Origin of the sequence: Pseudomonas sp. B21-056, assembly GCF_026016325.1 — a bacterium.
GTDB lineage: Bacteria > Pseudomonadota > Gammaproteobacteria > Pseudomonadales > Pseudomonadaceae > Aquipseudomonas.
This window is the reverse complement of record NZ_CP087203.1, coordinates 106,809-121,753: the sequence shown is the minus strand read 5'-3', so window position 1 is coordinate 121,753 and position 14,945 is coordinate 106,809. Positions and strand designations below refer to the sequence as shown.

Below are 14,945 nucleotides of genomic sequence, written 5' to 3'. Positions count from 1 at the left end.
CATAAAGGCCACCACTTGGCAGACACAAAATTCATCAGAAAGCAGCTGACTTTTACGAAAAGGACTGGTAGGATGTCCACCAGTTTCAGATATTTCGGGAAAACCTCATGGCGTCTACTGCTTCGGTCTATAAAAACTCTTCAAAGCGGGAGTACGTACTTACCGACGAGCAAAGAAACGAATATCGCCGTATTTCTCTTGATTCACGCCTAGCTAAATCCTCCGCCGAGCTTGGCCTATCTTCCTCCGCCCATCATATTAATACTCCAAAGCTGGACCCCTGCTCGCTCATGGAACAGCTTGAGCAAAACAAATTGCGTTGCTTGAGCCTATTTTCCGGAGGAGGAGGACTCGATTTAGGCTTCGACAGAGCCGGATATGAACATGTTGCTTCCTACGAGCTTATTCCTATATGCAAGGAAACGCTTAAATTAAATAGGCCGAAATGGAAAGTTTTTGGCGGAGTTCACGAAGGTGACGTGACCAAAATCGATTGGAATATATACCAAGACGCAATAGATGTTATACACGGCGGACCACCTTGTCAGCCTTTTTCAATTGCAGGCGAACAGAAAGGCATTGACGATGAGCGAAATATGTGGGGAGAGTTCATCCGTGCCGTCAACACGATTCGGCCCAGTGCCTTTGTCGCAGAAAATGTCTTGGGCATACTCAATCCCAAGTTTGATAGCTTCGTGCAGATCTATATCTTAGACAAGCTACAAGACTATACCATAACAAAATTTGAGATGAATGCAGCCGACTACGGGGTGCCTCAGATTAGAAGAAGGGTATTTTTTGTAGGCTTCAAAAAAGTTAACGATTTCAATAAATTCAACATCCCCAAAGCAACCTACAATGCAGATCATTTTCTTTCCCAAAAGAAAATGCCGTCACTATTCGATAGTGAGCTTCCAAGGACTCTGGGTGTACGCGCAGCACTAGGGTTGCCAGAAATTGGATTTGACAATTTAGCACCCACTATAAGAAGTGCATTCACGGGAAAAAGAAATACCACATCTATCTTGAATAGCTCAGCGGGCCAAAAATCTTGGGGAGACATGGAAATTTGGCCCAATGGTGTTCAGCTAGATCGGGTGAAGGCATCAAAGTTCCCAGCCAAGAATGATCACTTTCGATTATCCGTCCAAGACGTAGCACTTCTGCAAGGTTTTCCAGAGAGCTGGAAGTTTGCCGGAGCGGTATATCAAGTTCTTGGGCAAATCGGCAACTCAGTAGCCCCTCCAGTGGCCTACCAAGTCGCCAAGCATGTCGCTGCAGCGCTTAGCCCTCACTCAGCTCTTTCTCAGCCAAGTATGTCGCCACTAATGCGCGTAGCTGGTTAGCATGATTATCTTCGATCCGTATCCATCCCTCAAAATAAGATAGAGGGATGTGCGGATTATTAAGTGTACTCCCGCGTGTCATTAGATAGGTGGTACGGGCCTGCAGGATTTCCAGCATCCTATTTGGACTGTATCCATTTTCCCTATCCATGAGCTCACGATATTTTGATACCGTATACTGCTTTTTCTGTAAAAGCTGAGCATCCGATATGGAATAAATATCTTTCTCCCCCAAAGTATTTATTAAATCAGCCAAGGTCAGCTTTGAAGCAGCAAGAGCGGCCAATTTTATATCTGGAGCTATATATTCTTCTTTAGAGCTAATCCAAGGGGACATAGCACAAGGGGAACCATACATATAAAAATTGTTGCCCGCATGAAAGAATCCAATCAGCCAGTGCTTACCCTTCCATTTTTCTATATGATCAACCCCAAAGTCTCGTACAGTAGTAACTGACCCCTTGGAGGTGGTTTTTAGTTCAAATGGAATGATTTTCCCTTCGAAATCGAGAAAAGCATCGATCCCCGACCGTCCTTCTGTTTCGTCCTTCCGAAGGGCGAACAGATCACACATTTCTTTCTCTCGCGTGTCATCCTGAAAATTGCCACTCATTGCTTCCCTCAACAGGCATGGTTTTAAAAGGCCAGTATTATTTCAAAATTGGCTTTTTAAAGCAGCTTTTTTCTTCATAGATAGCGAGCTGTGAGGTTATTTGTTGCCCCTCATAATCTGCGCCAACAATTCATACGAACGCAAACGATCGGCATGCTCATACAGATCGCTGGTAAAAATCAGCTCATCGGCCTGGGTCTGCTCGATCAACACCTCGAGTCGGGCACAAATTTTCTGCGGACCACCGACCATCGCCAAGCCAAGGAAATCACCCACGGCCTCTTTCTCATGGGGTAGCCAGAGACCGTTCATGGTTTCGACCGGCGGACGCTGCACCAGGCTCTGGCCACGCATCAGCGCGAGGATCCGCTGATACACCGAGGTCGCCAGATAATCAGCCTGCTCATCGGTATCCGCCGCGACCAGAGGCACGCCAAGCATCACGTAGGGTTTGTCGAGTACCGCCGACGGTTTGAAATGGTTGCGATAGATGCGAATCGCCTCATGCATATAACGCGGTGCGAAATGTGAGGCGAAGGCGTAGGGCAAACCGCGTTCACCGGCCAGTTGCGCACTGAACAGGCTGGAGCCCAGCAACCACACCGGGACGTTGGTCCCGGTACCGGGCATGGCGATGATGCGTTGATCGGGAGTGCGCGGGCCGAGATAGCGCATCAGCTCGGCCACGTCGTCGGGGAAATCGTCCGCGCTACCGGAACGCTCGCGACGCAGGGCCCGGGCGGTCATCTGATCGGAGCCGGGGGCACGACCCAGTCCCAGATCGATCCGACCCGGGAAGAGACTTTCCAGGGTGCCGAACTGTTCGGCGATGACCAACGGTGCATGGTTGGGCAACATCACCCCGCCGGAGCCGACACGAATGGTCGAAGTACCACCGGCCAGATAGCTCAGCAGCACCGCCGTCGCGGAGCTGGCGATGCCATCCATGTTGTGGTGCTCGGCCACCCAGAAACGGGTGTAGCCGAATTTTTCCACGTGCTGCGCCAGGTCCAGCGAGTTACGCAAGGAGCGGGCGGCATTGCCATCCTCGCGAACAGGCACGAGGTCGAGGGTTGAGAATTTCACTTCGGACAGCTGTTTCATGGGCCGGCGTCTCCAACGGGGCTTTCCTACGGGCAAAAGCCTGCCGTTTTCTGTAGGTGTGTTCCCTGCAATGTGGGCATATACCCGAGTTTCAATAGTTGCAATGAATTTTCCTACTAAATTAGTCGACTAATCGATGAGGTGAACTTTATCGAGCGGTCTATCCTCACAAGCCTGGCAGTCAAAAAACACCCAGCGCGAATACTCGCGCCGGATCTTGAGGAGGCAGACATGGCTATCATTAAGAAAGCATCGGCTCACTGGGAAGGTGACCTGAAAACCGGCATCGGCTCCATCTCCACCGAAACCGGCGTGCTGCGCGAAGCACCCTACGGCTTCAAGGCCCGTTTCGAAGGCGGCCGCGGCACCAACCCGGAAGAGCTGATCGGCGCGGCCCATGCTGGCTGCTTCTCCATGGCATTTTCGATGATCCTCGGGGATGCCGGGTTCAAGGCCGACAGTATCGATACCAACGCCGAAGTGACCCTCGACCAGGTCGACGGCGGCTTTGCCATTACGGCGGTGAAGTTGATTCTCAAGGCGAAGATTCCCGGCGCCAGCCAGCAGCAGTTCGAAGAACTGAGCAACAAGGCCAAGGAAGGGTGTCCGGTGTCCAAGGTGTTGAATGCCAAAATCACCCTGGATGCCACGCTGGTGAACTGACGCTATGAATAAGGATCGCAGCCTGTGCAGCTGCGATCTTTTTATCCGGTTACCTCGAAAGCATTTTGTGGTCGAATGCAGGTGTGCAGTTTCAACGTACAAGCGGTGCGTGCTGCAGCGAGGAATTCGAGCATGAAACGGTTAGCCCTGGTCATCATCAGTTGTGCATTGACCACGTCGGCCCTGGCGGCGCCAAAATCCTGTGAAGAACTGAAAGCGGAAATCGAAGCGAAGATCCAGGCAAACAAGGTGTCGTCCTATACCTTGGAAATCGTCGAGAACGAAGACGTCCACGATCAGAACATGGTGGTCGGCACCTGCGAAAACGGCACGAAAAAAATCATCTATCAGAAGAACGACAACTAAGGAATGCAGTTGACCTGCCGATCCTCGGCAACAATCTCACGCTTGGCGTTGTAGAGCCGGGCGCTTGGGGTAAATGCCAGGTTGCGGGCTTCCAGACGATAACGCTGGCCGGCCTCGAAATGATCGTAGCGCACGATCATGTAGCACAACCGCTCCTGCGGTTCGGCTTGCATACCCAGCCCTCCACCGCCCATGACCTCGAAGTCGAAACGCACTTTCAGCTCATGGCTGCCCGGCGAAACCTGAAAAAACCGCCCGTCCCGCAGGCGTTGTCCATCCAGGCCCTCGGCCATGAGCATCTTGCCGCCCGGCATGGGCGTCGCAAAATCGACCCAGGCCATGTTCGGATCGACCGGGGGCGGCGGGCTGGATGCGCAACCGCTCACCGAGACAAGGGCCAGTAACAGGATATGAAGGCGCATGATGAATTTCCTGAAGTCAGGCACTGAGCATAGCGCCGATCAACTCTGCTGGCAGCCCGCCGGCGTACCTTGGCCCACCACTTTGCGTTGCTGGTCATAGAGCTTGGCCCACGGCCGGAAACCGATGCTGCCCGCCTGCAACTGGTAACGCTGGCCTGCGTTGAAGTCCTTGAACTTCACATTCATCCGGCAATCGCGCCACAACGGCTCGGCATCCGGGCCTATATTCCCGGGCTCGACGGCAAATTGATAACGCACGGTCAGCTCATGAGCCCCGGGTTGCACTTCAAAGTAACGTTTGTCCAAGGACGTCTTGTCATCGACTTCCAGCGCTTGCAGCACCGAGTCCTGATGGTTGCCAAGATCGATCCACGCTTGCGAAGGATCAGGGTCGGGCAAGCTGGCACAACCGGTCAGCAGCAACAGGCCACTCGTCAGCATCAACATGCGCATAGCGAAGCTCCGGGCAGGCGGGATAGTCTTGTGGGCAGACTTTTCCCAGGGTGATTCCAATTGATCAGGCCGCTTTCCAGCCATCGGTTACTCGACCGTGTTTTCAGGATTTTGTTTCCGGGCCTCCTGCTTTTGTTACTTAACGGTTGTTCCAATGTCGGTTACTACGGCCAACTCATCAGCGGGCAACTGCGACTGTTGCAGGCCCGGGAGCCTGTCGACCAAGTGATTGCCGACCCCGCCCGCGATGCCCGGTTGCGGCAGCATCTGGCCCAGGCCCGCGAGGCACGCACCTTCGCCAGCGCTCACCTGCATCTGCCGGACAACAAAAGTTACCGCCTGTACGCGGACATTGGCCGGCCTTACGTCGTCTGGAATGTCTTTGCCACGCCGGAATTTTCCCTGGCCCCGCGGAACCACTGCTTCCCCATCGCCGGTTGCGTGGCATATCGCGGCTTCTACAGCCAGAGCGCCGCCCGTGGCGAAGCGGCCTTGCAGCGCTTGCGTGGCATGGATGTGTCGATTGGCGGGGTAGAGGCTTATTCGACACTGGGCTGGTTCAACGACCCGATCCTGAGTTCGATGATGCACTGGGGCGACGAACGCCTGGCAACGCTGATTTTTCATGAACTGGCGCACCAACGGTTCTATGTACAGGATGACACCGAGTTCAACGAGTCCTTTGCCACCTTCGTCGAACAGGAAGGCACCCGGCAATGGCGGGCCAGTCGCGGTCTGGCACCGGACAACGGCAAGCAGATACTTCAGCGCGATCAGTTCATCCAACTGATCCTCGACACCCGCCAGCGGTTGGAAAAGCTCTACGCTCAGCCCCTGCCAGCCGCACAGATGCGCCAGCAAAAGGCACAGTCATTCGAACGCCTGCGCGCCGAATATGCGCAGATGCGTGACAACCAGTGGGCCGGCGACAAACGTTACGACGCCTGGGTCTATGCGCCGCTGAACAATGCGCGGCTGCTGCCCTTCGGGCTGTATGACCAGTGGGTGCCGGCGTTTGCGGCGTTGTTCCGGCAGGCGTCGGGCGACTGGGTGGCGTTTTATGCTGCGGTGGAAAAGCTCGGCAAGCTGCCGGTGGATGAGCGCAAGGCGGCGTTGAAGGTGTTGGCAGGGTCATAGATCTCGGGTGATTGAGCGGGCCTCATCGCGAGCGGGCTCGCTCCCACAGGGGATTTCATGTACTCCACTGATCTCTGCCGATCAGGTCCGTAAAAACGCCTGATGCAGCTCATCCACCGTCTGAAAGTGATACGCCGGACTCTCGGCCACGAGTTCCTCACGACTGCCAAACCCATACCCCACCGCCGCCGCATCCAGGCCATTGCTGCGAGCGCCGATCAGGTCGTGTTTGCGGTCACCGATCATCAGGGTATTGGCCGGGTCGAGGCCTTCTTCGGCCAGCAGGTGGGCGATCAACTCGACTTTGTTGGTGCGCGTGCCGTCCAGTTCACTGCCGTAGATCACCTTGAAGTGCCGTGCAAAATCGAAGTGACGGGCGATTTCCCGGGCGAAGATCCAGGGTTTGGAAGTGGCGATATACAATTGCCGGCCCTGATTGCCCAGGGTTTCCAGCAGCGGCATCACCCCTTCGAACACACGGTTTTCGTACAGCCCGGTAACTTTGAAGCGTTCACGGTAGAAGTTCACCGCCTCCCAGGCCTTCGCTTCGTCGAAGCCATAGAACTGCATGAAGGCCTGCAACAGTGGCGGGCCGATGAAATGTTCGAGGCGGGTCAGGTCGGGTTCATCGATGCCCAGTTGGCTCAGGGCGAACTGGATCGAACGGGTGATGCCTTCACGCGGGTCGGTGAGAGTGCCGTCGAGGTCGAACAGTACGTTTGGGTGGTGCATGGAGGCTCCCAGGGTGAATGAATCAGTAGCAAGAGAATTCATCTGTGGCGAGGGGATAAATCCCCTCGCCACAATGATTCATTCAATGCCATTAAGTAGATGTTTCAGATTTGGTCGTAACCTTCAGCCAGGTGCAAATCCTTGAGCTTCACATAGTTCGCCGCGCTGTAGGTGAAGAAGGCGCGTTCCTTGTCGGTCAGCGGCCGGGCTTGTTTCACCGGGCTGCCCACGTACAGGAAACCGCTCTCCAGTCGTTTACCCGGCGGTACCAGGCTGCCGGCGCCGATGATCACATCATCCTCGACCACCGCGCCGTCCATGACGATGCTGCCCATGCCGATCAGCACACGGCTGCCCACGGCGCAGCCATGGAGCATGACCTTGTGGGCGATGGTCACGTCATCGCCGATCAGCAACGGGAAGCCATCGGGATTGAAAGGGCCAGCATGGGTGATGTGCAGCACACAGCCGTCCTGGACGCTGGTACGGGCGCCGATGCGGATGCGGTGCATGTCGCCGCGAATGACCGTCAGCGGCCAGACGGAGCTGTCTTCGCCGATTTCGACGTCGCCGATCACCACCGCAGTGCTGTCGACGAAAGCGCCCCGGGCAAGCCGTGGGGTGTGATTCTGGTACGTGCGAAGGGTCACGATAGGCTCTCTCTTGTCTACTGATAGTCGCTGCTAGCTGCGGTGAAGGTCGATTGTAATTAAGATGGGCCGATGTTTCTTCCAGCCAAGGTGCCAACCGTGAGCGTGAACAACCCTCTTTTACAGCCCTATGACCTGCCGCCATTCTCGGCGATCCGTGCCGAGCACGTGCAACCGGCCATCGAGCAGATCCTGGCTGACAACCGTGCCGCCATCGCGCAGATCCTCAAGGCCCAGGGCCAACAGCCGACCTGGGCCGGCCTGGTGCTGGCGATGGATGAGCTCAACGATCGCCTGGGCGCCGCCTGGAGCCCGGTGAGCCACTTGAACGCGGTGCGCAACAGCCCTGAACTGCGTGAAGCCTATGAAGCCTGCCTGCCAGCCCTGAGCGCCTACTCCACCGAGCTGGGCCAGAACCGGGAATTGTTCCAGGCCTTCGAAGCCCTGGCGAGCAGCCCTGAAGCCGCCGGTTTCGACGTAGCGCAAAAAACCATCCTGGAACATTCCCTGCGAGACTTCCGCCTGTCGGGTATCGACTTGCCGCCGGAGCAGCAGAAACGCTACGCCGAGGTGCAAAGCAAGCTGTCCGAGCTGGGCAGCCGCTTTTCCAACCAACTGCTGGACGCCACCCAGGCCTGGACCAAGCACGTCACCGTTGAAGCCGCCCTCGCCGGCCTGACCGACTCAGCCAAGGCACAAATGGCCGCGGCCGCCCAGGCCAAGGAGCTGGACGGCTGGCTGATCAACCTGGAATTCCCCAGCTATTACGCGGTGATGACCTACGCCGAAGACCGCGCCCTGCGCGAAGAAGTCTACGCGGCCTACTGCACCCGCGCGTCGGACCAAGGCCCGAATGCCGGTCAGAACGATAACGGCCCGGTGATGGAAGAGATCCTCGACCTGCGCCAGGAACTGGCTCAATTGCTGGGTTTCGCCAATTTCGCCGAGTTGAGCCTGGCGACCAAGATGGCCGAGTCCAGCGATCAGGTCCTCAGTTTTCTCCGTGACCTGGCCAAGCGCAGCAAGCCGTTCGCGGTCCAGGACCTGGAACAACTGAAAGCCTTCGCCGCCGAGCAAGGCTGCCCCGACCTGCAAAGCTGGGACAGCGGTTTCTACGGTGAGAAACTGCGCCAGCAGCGCTACAGCGTCGCCCAGGAAGCCTTGCGCGCCTACTTCCCGATCGACAAGGTACTGAGCGGTCTGTTCGCCATCGTGCAACGCCTCTACGGCATCGAGATCACCGAGCTGAAAGGTTTCGACGCCTGGCACCCGGACGTGCGCCTCTTTGAAATCAAGGAAAACGGCCAGCACGTCGGACGCTTCTTCTTCGACCTCTATGCCCGCGCCAACAAGCGTGGCGGCGCCTGGATGGACGGCGCCCGGGATCGTCGTCGCACCATTGATGGCGTGCTGCAAAGCCCGGTCGCCAACCTGGTGTGCAACTTCACCCCGGCCGACAGTGGCAAACCGGCGCTGCTGACCCACGACGAAGTCACCACACTGTTCCACGAGTTCGGCCATGGCCTGCACCATCTGCTGACCCGCGTCGAACATGCCGGCGTGTCCGGCATCAACGGTGTGGCCTGGGACGCCGTGGAGCTGCCTAGCCAGTTCATGGAAAACTGGTGCTGGGAGCCTGAAGGCCTGGCGCTGATTTCCGGCCACTACGAAACCGGCGAACCGCTGCCCCAGGACCTGCTGGAAAAGATGCTCGCGGCGAAGAATTTCCAGTCCGGCCTGATGATGGTCCGCCAACTGGAGTTCTCGCTGTTCGACTTCGAGCTGCACGCCACCCATGGCGACGGTCGCAGCGTGTTGCAGGTGCTTGAAGGCGTGCGCGACGAGGTGTCGGTCATGCGTCCACCGGCCTACAACCGCTTCCCCAACAGCTTTGCCCACATCTTTGCCGGCGGTTATGCGGCGGGCTACTACAGCTACAAGTGGGCGGAAGTGCTGTCGGCCGATGCGTTCTCCAAGTTCGAAGAAGACGGCGTGCTCAACGCCGACACCGGTCGCGCCTTCCGTGAAGCCATCCTGGCCCGTGGCGGTTCCCAGGAACCCATGGTGCTGTTCGTCGACTTCCGTGGCCGTGAGCCGTCGATTGACGCACTCTTGCGTCATAGCGGCCTGAGCGAGGACGCGGCAGCATGAGCGAGGGGCCTGTGATCACGAAAAGACGCTTTATCGCCGGGGCGGTCTGCCCGGCGTGCAGCGAGCCGGACAAGTTGATGATGTGGAACGAAGACGGCGTGCCCCATCGCGAGTGCGTCGCCTGCGGTTATTCCGACACGCTCAACGAACAAGGCCTGTCGGTGCCCAAGGAACTGGGCACCCGGGTCAACACGTCGGCGCTTAAAGTGCCGGACGCCAAGGTCCAGGCGGTGCAGTTTTTCCCCAACCCCAAGTTGAAGAAAAAAACCGACTGACATGTCCGGCATCACCTTCCGGGCCGCCCGGCCCGGGAGCGATACATATATACCGCCAGGCTTCCCCCCTTCCTGCCCAGACTGTTCACCCAGTCCAGACAGGAAGGCTCCTCATGCCCAACGATGACAATCCGCTGCTGCAGGCGTATGACCTGCCACCCTTTGCGCAGATTCAAGCCGAACATTTCTTACCCGCCCTCGACCGGATGCTTGCTGAAAGCCGCGATCAGGTGGCCCACATCATCACCACCCAGACGCCCTTTCCCACCTGGGATGACCTCGTGTTGGCCATGGATGAAATCCACACACGATTGGAAGGCTTCGGTTACCTGCTGCACCTTCTGACCTCGACCAGGACAGGAGACGCCTGGGCGCGGGCCTCCCTGGATTGCACTGAGCGACTGCATGACTTCCAGGCTTGGCTGAAACAACACCCCACGCTGTTCGAGCTCTATCAGCGCTTGGCGGACAGCCCGATCGCCCGGCATTTCTCACCGATCCGCACACGGGTCCTGAAGAAAATCCTGCACCAATTTCACCAGCACATGCCGGCAGGCCTGAGCCTGTTGAAGCTGCGCATGAAGGAGGTCCAGGGGTTGTTCCTGGAAAACCTGCAAATGGCCAACCAGGCGTGGAGCAAGGCGTTTGACGATGAAACTCAGTTGAGCGGCCTGCCGTCACGGTTCAAACAGCAGATGGCCCGCCAGGCAAGGGAGGCCGGACGCACGGGCTGGTTGCTGACGCTCAGTGATGAATCGTTCGGCATCGTCACTCACCACGCCGACGACCGCTTCCTGCGCCAGCAGATGTACGAGGCGTACAGCACTCGCGCATCGGATCAGGGGCCCCAAGCGGGTCTGTTCGACAACGCCGACATACTCAGACAATTGCTCGACGACCGTCATCAGTACGCCACTTCCCTGGGCTATTCGGACTTCGCCCAACTGGCGATCGAGCCAGAGCAAGCCGCCTCCACCGAAGACGTCATGACGTTCCTGCGGCAACAGCTCGAACGGCAGCACCAGCATTTCAAGCGGGATGCCGACCAGCTCAAGGGCTTTGCCGCGCAGCAAGGTCTCAGCGACCTCCAGCCCTGGGACTACCCCTACCTGGCGAATCAACTTCGCCAGCAAGCGGCAGGCGTATCCAAGGAGGCACTGAGTGCCTGGTTTACATTGGAATCAACGTTTGCCCAGCTGTTGCGGCTGGCGACGGAGTTGTTCGGCGTCGACTTCGTCGAGCGCCAGGATGTGACAAGCTGGCTCCCGGATGTGCGGCTGTTCGAAGTCAGCGAGTGGGGCGCGGTCATTGGCTACATTTATTTCGATCCGTTCTCGGATGCAAACCGAGACGGTTTTCCCAATACCACCACCCTGCGAAACCGCCACATCACCGCCGAGGGCCGCCCCCGGCATCCCGTCGCAACGCTGCATGCCTGGCTACCGCGCAGCGAGGGCCCAGAGCCGGTCCTGCTCGATCACTTGCAATTGCGAATCCTTTTCCATGAGTTCGGCCATTGCCTGCAGCATGTCCTGACCCGCGCCGACTATCGCGATCTATCGGGCATCAATAGCCTGTCTCGCGATACCGCCGAGTTTGCCGGGATCCTGTTCGAGCAATGGTGCTTCTCCAAACAGTGCCTGGTGCGGTTCTCGAAGCACTACCAGACCGGAGAAAAGATGCCTGAGGAGGTCGCCACTCAACTGTTGGCCTTTGCCCGTACCCAGACCAGTTGGGAAACCGCGGTGCTGTTGCGCAGCGCAATATTCGACATGGCGTTACACCGCAGCCACGGCGACGGGCGGACCGTGCAGCAGGTATTTGATCAAGTCGGCGCAGAGGTGGGGCATCTGCCCGTGTCACCGAACGAGCGCTGGCCCAATGGCCTGGACTACTTGGTGACCGGTTATGGGGCGACGATCTACGCCTACGTCTGGTCAAAGGAATTGGCCCTGACCGTGTTCCAGCGATTCAAACGCGACGGGCTGTTCAACCCGGCAACCGGCCGCGCATTGCGTGAAACCGTTTTTGCGCCGGGCGACTCGCGACCGTTGTCCGCATCCATCGCCGCCTTCTCAGGTACGCAACCGATCAGCGCTCGGGCAGGGTGATCTGCGGCTCGAGGTGATGGGCTGTAGTGGTCGAATTGACCCAGCTCTTCAAGGAGCAAAGGGCAAACACGCTGGTACTGCATTCGCCGTTCGCCAGTGCAAGACGGAGTTTGTCCACATCGGCCTGCATCATGTAACGAACCCCGTCCTTGAAGTGATGGCTGTCACCGAAGCCGCCTTCGGTCATTTCGTTCAGCGCGTCCTCTTTGCTCCAGCCCTGCACGACCACCCGGTACATCGCCGCCACCAACCCGGTACGGTCCGAGCCGTGCTTGCAGTGCATCAGCACGGGGCCCTTGGCTTCGGCGGCCTGGACGGCGCGCAAGGCCCGAAGGATGTCGCTGTCGTCGACATGGTTGGTGCGATAGGGCAGGCGCACCTGCTCAATGTCGGGGGCGGAGAGCCAGCGTGAATCCGACTCCGGCAGGAAGGTAATGACCGTGCCGATCTTGAGCTTCGTCAGCAACGGCAAGGCGCCGCCGTCCGGCAAGGAGCTGCGGTACAGCGTGGGCGACATCTGGTAAAGGTTGTAGTCCTTTTCCACGGGCTGCGCCCATTCAGGGGGCCTTGTCTGTACGACATCAGCGGCCTGGGCGTGGGACGCGGCCAGCCCCATCAGCAAGGCCAGGCAACACAGTGAACGGGAGCAGAGCTTGAGCATGCACGGATGACCGGAAACAAGAGAGTTCGAGGTGCAACAGTTTCGGCTCGTCCCGGTTAAAAACCCGTAACGAAGACGTCAAAGTGTTGTGAATTGTGACCCGCAGAGGTAGCGACATTCGCCCAGGCCGCTGAATGGCACTGGTCCAAACAGCGAGCGGAAGATACTGTATGCACATACAGCTTCGGAGTACTTCTCATGTCAGCCTCCCTTCCGCCTCGCGGCCGTGGCACCGCGGCCAATCCGCACAACCGCTTCGCCCCGAGTCGCTCGCTGGTCGAGGATGACGGTTGGTATCAGGAAGTCCCGCCGACCCAGAGCACCGAAGTACGCTTCGAAACGGCGAAGACCATCATCACCCGCAATACCTCGCCGGATATCCCTTTCGATCGCTCGATCAACCCTTACCGGGGCTGTGAACACGGCTGCATCTACTGCTATGCAAGGCCCAGTCATGCCTATTGGGACATGTCGCCGGGGCTGGATTTCGAAACCAGGCTGATCGCCAAGAGCAACGCCGCCGATGTATTGGAGGAACAGTTGTCCAAGCGCGGCTATCAATGCGCACCGATCAACCTGGGCTCCAATACCGACCCTTACCAGCCCATCGAACGCGAACAGCGCATCACCCGCCGGATCCTGGAAGTGCTGCTGCGCTACCGTCATCCGGTGACCATCGTGACCAAGGGCTCGCTGATCCTGCGGGACCTGGACCTGCTGACCGAGCTGGCCCGACAACGCCTGGTGGCGGTGATGATCAGCCTCACCACCCTGGACGATGAGCTCAAGCGTATTCTCGAACCGCGCGCGGCGGCACCCAAGGCGCGGCTGCGCGCGATCAAGGTGATGCGCGAGGCAGGCATTCCGGTGGGGGTGCTGTGCGCGCCGATGATTCCGATGATCAACGACAGCGAAATCGAAAGCCTGCTGAACGAAGCCCATGCCGCCGGTGCCCAAAGTGCGTCCTACATCATGTTGCGCCTGCCGCTGGAGGTCGCGCCGCTGTTCGAGGAGTGGTTGCAGGCCCACTACCCGCAGCGCGCCGCCCATGTGCTGAGCCTGGTCCGCCAGAGCCGTGGCGGCGAGCTGTACGACAGCCAGTTCGGCAAACGCATGCGCGGCGAAGGCCCGTTTGCCGACCTGCTGGCCCAGCGCTTCACCAAGGCGATCAAGCGCTTGGGACTTGATCGGCGCGAAGGGTACACTCTCGATTGCGAGGCCTTTTGTCCGCCGGGCCGACAGATGTCGTTGATTTGACTGACGTTGACCTGCAGCATGGGTTGGACAGGATGGCAACTGCACTTTAGGCCATGCCTGTAATCATTGTCCTAGAGCCTTCGATTCAGTTTGAGTTAAGTTTCGAGCGCTACCTTGTTCATCGAGTGACTGACGGGTCGAACCCTTCGACCTGGATGTTTTTAACCAGCCACTGGCGCTATACCCGTCAAAGAGGATGAATCATGAGTGACAAGGATAAACAGCCGTTGGCTGCGTCGGCTTCAGCCCAACCCGAGGCGGAAACCGCCGATGCAGCGCTGCAGCATATTGTTGACGGCTTTTTGCATTTCCATCACGAAGTCTTCCCGCAGCAGGAAGAACTCTTCAAGAAACTCGCCACCGCCCAATCGCCCCGGGCGATGTTCATCACCTGCGCCGATTCGCGCATCGTGCCCGAGCTGATCACCCACAGCTCTCCAGGCGACCTGTTCGTGACCCGCAACGTCGGCAACGTCGTTCCGCCTTATGGACAAATGAACGGCGGCGTTTCCACCGCCATCGAATACGCCGTGCTGGCCCTTGGCGTGCAGCACATCATTGTGTGCGGTCATTCCGATTGCGGCGCCATGCGCGCGGTGCTCAACCCCGACACCCTGGAAAAAATGCCCACGGTCAAAGCCTGGTTGCGCCACGCTGAAGTGGCCAAGACCATGGTCCACGACAATTGCCCGTGCGGCGACGAAAAACAGACCATGCCCATCCTCACCGAAGAAAACGTGATCGCGCAGTTGCAGCATTTGCGAACGCACCCTTCGGTGGCCTCGCGCATGGCCAGCGGCCAGTTGTTCATCCATGGCTGGGTGTACAACATCGAGACCAGCGAGATCAAAGCCTTCGATGCGGATCGGAACTGTTTCCTGCCGCTCGATGGCAGCCATCCGATTCCGGTCGCGACGCCCAAAGCGCGCTTCTAATCGCTCCTAAATAAATCCTTGTGTGGTAAGCCCTGTCTGCTCTTCGAGCGGCCGGGCCTTGCCATGCCT

16 protein-coding genes are annotated in these 14,945 nt (G+C 58.1%); 9 read left to right on the top strand and 7 right to left on the bottom strand.

The features are described 5' to 3' along the window. Positions 1–107: 107 nt before the first annotated feature. Positions 108–1,346 carry a DNA cytosine methyltransferase gene (locus tag LOY67_RS00575; protein WP_265065478.1) on the top strand — a complete coding sequence of 413 codons (1,239 nt, stop codon included), beginning with the start codon at positions 108–110 and terminating at the stop codon, positions 1,344–1,346. Here the strand turns inward: LOY67_RS00575 and LOY67_RS00570 are convergent. Together LOY67_RS00570 and LOY67_RS00565 are read right to left on the bottom strand one after the other, a co-directional pair. Next, a complete protein-coding gene (locus LOY67_RS00570) occupies positions 1,285–1,959 on the bottom strand; it encodes a hypothetical protein (protein WP_265065477.1) in 675 nt (224 codons plus the stop codon). The genes LOY67_RS00575 and LOY67_RS00570 overlap by 62 nt on opposite strands. A 96-nt stretch (positions 1,960–2,055) precedes the next feature. Next, positions 2,056–3,063 carry an LLM class flavin-dependent oxidoreductase gene (locus LOY67_RS00565; RefSeq protein ID WP_265065476.1) on the bottom strand — a complete coding sequence of 336 codons (1,008 nt, stop codon included), beginning with the start codon at positions 3,061–3,063 and terminating at the stop codon, positions 2,056–2,058. A gap of 231 nt (positions 3,064–3,294) precedes the next feature. On the opposite strand from LOY67_RS00565, the gene LOY67_RS00560 reads away from it, so the two are divergent. Both LOY67_RS00560 and LOY67_RS00555 read left to right on the top strand, forming a co-directional pair. Continuing rightward, positions 3,295–3,726, top strand: a complete 432-nt coding sequence (locus LOY67_RS00560) for an OsmC family protein (RefSeq protein ID WP_041024233.1) — start codon at positions 3,295–3,297, stop codon at positions 3,724–3,726. Between the two features lie 132 nt (positions 3,727–3,858). After that, complete coding sequence (locus LOY67_RS00555) at positions 3,859–4,092, top strand: DUF1161 domain-containing protein (protein WP_265065475.1); 234 nt, start codon at positions 3,859–3,861, stop codon at positions 4,090–4,092. On the opposite strand, the gene LOY67_RS00550 is transcribed toward LOY67_RS00555, so the two are convergent. Then, positions 4,089–4,514: a hypothetical protein gene (locus LOY67_RS00550; RefSeq protein ID WP_265065474.1), complete on the bottom strand. Its 426-nt coding sequence runs from the start codon at positions 4,512–4,514 to the stop codon at positions 4,089–4,091. The genes LOY67_RS00555 and LOY67_RS00550 overlap by 4 nt on opposite strands. A gap of 39 nt (positions 4,515–4,553) precedes the next feature. Beyond that, complete coding sequence (locus LOY67_RS00545) at positions 4,554–4,967, bottom strand: hypothetical protein (RefSeq protein WP_265065473.1); 414 nt, start codon at positions 4,965–4,967, stop codon at positions 4,554–4,556. Between the two features lie 60 nt (positions 4,968–5,027). On the opposite strand from LOY67_RS00545, the gene LOY67_RS00540 reads away from it, so the two are divergent. Further along, the gene (locus LOY67_RS00540) at positions 5,028–6,104 is read left to right on the top strand and encodes an aminopeptidase (protein ID WP_265065472.1); all 1,077 of its coding nucleotides are present in this window, start codon (positions 5,028–5,030) and stop codon (positions 6,102–6,104) included. An 81-nt stretch (positions 6,105–6,185) separates the two neighbouring features. Here the strand turns inward: LOY67_RS00540 and LOY67_RS00535 are convergent, their stop codons facing one another. After that, positions 6,186–6,836, bottom strand: a complete 651-nt coding sequence (locus LOY67_RS00535) for an HAD family hydrolase (RefSeq protein WP_265065471.1) — start codon at positions 6,834–6,836, stop codon at positions 6,186–6,188. 104 nt (positions 6,837–6,940) lie between these two features. Next, positions 6,941–7,486 (bottom strand): gamma carbonic anhydrase family protein, encoded by a 546-nt coding sequence (locus LOY67_RS00530; protein WP_265065470.1) that lies wholly within the window; start codon positions 7,484–7,486, stop codon positions 6,941–6,943. Between the two features lie 99 nt (positions 7,487–7,585). On the opposite strand from LOY67_RS00530, the gene prlC reads away from it, so the two are divergent. From prlC to LOY67_RS00515, 3 genes are all read left to right on the top strand, one after another. After that, the gene (gene prlC, locus LOY67_RS00525) at positions 7,586–9,637 is read left to right on the top strand and encodes an oligopeptidase A (RefSeq protein WP_265065469.1); all 2,052 of its coding nucleotides are present in this window, start codon (positions 7,586–7,588) and stop codon (positions 9,635–9,637) included. Next, positions 9,634–9,912, top strand: coding sequence for a YheV family putative zinc ribbon protein (locus LOY67_RS00520; protein ID WP_047230061.1), 279 nt, complete (start codon positions 9,634–9,636; stop codon positions 9,910–9,912). Before prlC ends, LOY67_RS00520 begins: the two co-directional genes overlap by 4 nt. Positions 9,913–10,025: 113 nt before the next feature. After that, positions 10,026–12,023, top strand: a complete 1,998-nt coding sequence (locus LOY67_RS00515) for a M3 family metallopeptidase (RefSeq protein ID WP_265065468.1) — start codon at positions 10,026–10,028, stop codon at positions 12,021–12,023. Here LOY67_RS00515 and LOY67_RS00510 read toward each other — a convergent pair. Then, complete coding sequence (locus tag LOY67_RS00510; protein ID WP_265065467.1) at positions 12,004–12,684, bottom strand: tyrosine-protein phosphatase; 681 nt, start codon at positions 12,682–12,684, stop codon at positions 12,004–12,006. The two genes, LOY67_RS00515 and LOY67_RS00510, sit on opposite strands and share 20 nt — an antisense overlap. Before the next feature lie 198 nt (positions 12,685–12,882). On the opposite strand from LOY67_RS00510, the gene LOY67_RS00505 reads away from it, so the two are divergent. Together LOY67_RS00505 and LOY67_RS00500 are read left to right on the top strand one after the other, a co-directional pair. After that, positions 12,883–13,941, top strand: a complete 1,059-nt coding sequence (locus LOY67_RS00505; protein WP_265065466.1) for a PA0069 family radical SAM protein — start codon at positions 12,883–12,885, stop codon at positions 13,939–13,941. 203 nt (positions 13,942–14,144) lie between these two features. After that, the gene (locus tag LOY67_RS00500) at positions 14,145–14,876 is read left to right on the top strand and encodes a carbonic anhydrase (RefSeq protein ID WP_265065465.1); all 732 of its coding nucleotides are present in this window, start codon (positions 14,145–14,147) and stop codon (positions 14,874–14,876) included. Positions 14,877–14,945 lie beyond the last annotated feature (69 nt).

Coding starts and splice junctions, on each gene's coding strand:
- LOY67_RS00575 (WP_265065478.1), top strand. CDS start 108: ATGGCGTCTACTGCTTCGGTCTATAAAAACTCTTCAAAGCGGGAGTAC.
- LOY67_RS00570 (WP_265065477.1), bottom strand. CDS start 1,959: ATGAGTGGCAATTTTCAGGATGACACGCGAGAGAAAGAAATGTGTGAT.
- LOY67_RS00565 (WP_265065476.1), bottom strand. CDS start 3,063: ATGAAACAGCTGTCCGAAGTGAAATTCTCAACCCTCGACCTCGTGCCT.
- LOY67_RS00560 (WP_041024233.1), top strand. CDS start 3,295: ATGGCTATCATTAAGAAAGCATCGGCTCACTGGGAAGGTGACCTGAAA.
- LOY67_RS00555 (WP_265065475.1), top strand. CDS start 3,859: ATGAAACGGTTAGCCCTGGTCATCATCAGTTGTGCATTGACCACGTCG.
- LOY67_RS00550 (WP_265065474.1), bottom strand. CDS start 4,514: ATGCGCCTTCATATCCTGTTACTGGCCCTTGTCTCGGTGAGCGGTTGC.
- LOY67_RS00545 (WP_265065473.1), bottom strand. CDS start 4,967: ATGCGCATGTTGATGCTGACGAGTGGCCTGTTGCTGCTGACCGGTTGT.
- LOY67_RS00535 (WP_265065471.1), bottom strand. CDS start 6,836: ATGCACCACCCAAACGTACTGTTCGACCTCGACGGCACTCTCACCGAC.
- LOY67_RS00520 (WP_047230061.1), top strand. CDS start 9,634: ATGAGCGAGGGGCCTGTGATCACGAAAAGACGCTTTATCGCCGGGGCG.
- LOY67_RS00515 (WP_265065468.1), top strand. CDS start 10,026: ATGCCCAACGATGACAATCCGCTGCTGCAGGCGTATGACCTGCCACCC.
- LOY67_RS00510 (WP_265065467.1), bottom strand. CDS start 12,684: ATGCTCAAGCTCTGCTCCCGTTCACTGTGTTGCCTGGCCTTGCTGATG.
- LOY67_RS00505 (WP_265065466.1), top strand. CDS start 12,883: ATGTCAGCCTCCCTTCCGCCTCGCGGCCGTGGCACCGCGGCCAATCCG.
- LOY67_RS00500 (WP_265065465.1), top strand. CDS start 14,145: ATGAGTGACAAGGATAAACAGCCGTTGGCTGCGTCGGCTTCAGCCCAA.